Source organism: Acinetobacter sp. UBA3132, assembly GCF_002364825.1.
Classification (GTDB): domain Bacteria; phylum Pseudomonadota; class Gammaproteobacteria; order Pseudomonadales; family Moraxellaceae; genus Acinetobacter; species Acinetobacter schindleri.
On the sequence record NZ_DEZM01000031.1, the window covers coordinates 1 to 1,420 of the forward strand.

Genomic DNA, 1,420 nt, shown 5'->3' on the forward strand with positions numbered 1-1,420 from the left:
AATCTCGCTTTAAGGCTGTTGAAGAGCATAAAGAAGACCTGGATTCCTTATAAAAAAGGTGTCTTTAGATTATAAAAAAAACGATGCATCCGCATCGTTTTTTTTATTGAGGCTAATTAATGAAAGCACTCAGGTTTTATAATTCGCTTTATTTATGGATTTCAGCATCGGGCTCAATGATCGGTTTACCTTCGCGTAGACTTTTGGCCGCTTCCGAATTCAGATTCATCAGAAGTTTATTGTACTTTCCATCGATGCTATAGCTCTGAATCAGTTTTTGGTCGCCATGCAGAGTTTCCACGCGATATTCATCAGCAATATTTAAAATGCCTTCTAAATTTGTCGAGGCAGAAGCGAAATCCTTGCCAAACAGATCATAAATATCCTGCAAGTTGAAATTAGGAGTGTTTTCCTCAGGATGCTTCACAATATAGTTTTCAAGATGTCGAACAAATAGCTGGGCATAGAGAAAATAATCAGGTTTATGGGTGAACTTTAAACTCATATATTCAATCCTTCTTGTTCATTTTTATGCTGTTTATAGGAATAACACAAAGCGATAAAGGGATGAAGTTGCAGATGCAAGTGGTTGCAAAAAGTACACAATTCACAGGCAGTAATTATGTTTCAGTAGAATCAGCCATTAAAACAATTAAACTGATTTTGGAAAAAATAATGAATTTATTGTTTTTGATTTATTAAAGCGATTATTTCGTAACATGGGCGATAGAACCTAGAAAAATCGGGTATTCGTCCAAAAAATCATCCAAAAGACTAAGACTTATAAGCTAGCAAGTGAAATCCAAAATCAGGTACAATTGGCGGGATTAATTTTGTGTTTGGTGTATTTGAAGGCCAATACATACATTCTTTGTTAATACATAGGCCTGCCAGGAGTTATCCCCGCATGAGTGCCATTACTCCATACGAATGGGCAATTATTGCCTTCGTGATCGGCGTTACATTTTTATGCGTCTTTATGCTCACTGTCCCATTACTCCTCGGGGGTAAATCATGGGGCCGTGCCAAGCAGGAGCAGTTTGAGTCAGGCGTAGTCAGCGCAGGTGGAGCTCGTATCCGCTTGTCTGCAAAATTCTATTTAGTTGCAATCTTCTTCGTCGTATTCGATTTAGAAGCACTTTATCTATATGCATGGGCAGTTTCTGTTCGTGAAGTGGGTTGGATTGGTTTTGCAACTGCAGCTATCTTTATTTTAGTTTTACTTGTCGGTTTGATTTACGAATTATCCACCGGCGCACTTAACTGGGCACCTTCAGACAAACGTAAGGCGACAGGAGTTAAAACTAAGATTGGTTCGCCAAACATGGATATCGCAGAAATCACTCGCTTCAACTCAATTGAAGAATTGGTTATAGACCCGACTGGTCAAATTCCAGCTCAATCATCTGGTCGTGTGAAA

The 1,420-nt window shown here is 38.7% G+C and carries 2 protein-coding genes; one reads left to right on the top strand and one right to left on the bottom strand.

All coding sequences use genetic code 11. The features are described 5' to 3' along the window. Nucleotides 1-148: 148 nt before the first annotated feature. The gene (locus tag B4033_RS01155) at nt 149-505 is read right to left on the bottom strand and encodes a hypothetical protein (RefSeq protein WP_071321034.1); all 357 of its coding nucleotides are present in this window, start codon (nt 503-505) and stop codon (nt 149-151) included. 402 nt (nt 506-907) lie between these two features. Between B4033_RS01155 and ndhC the strand changes: the two genes are divergently transcribed. Beyond that, a partial coding sequence (gene ndhC, locus B4033_RS01160) for an NADH-quinone oxidoreductase subunit A (protein WP_286831303.1) occupies nt 908-1,420 on the top strand: 513 nt, incomplete at its 3' end.

Bases quoted from the DNA above. Each gene is read 5' to 3' on its own strand.
- B4033_RS01155 (WP_071321034.1), bottom strand. From the start codon at position 505: ATGAGTTTAAAGTTCACCCATAAACCTGATTATTTTCTCTATGCCCAG.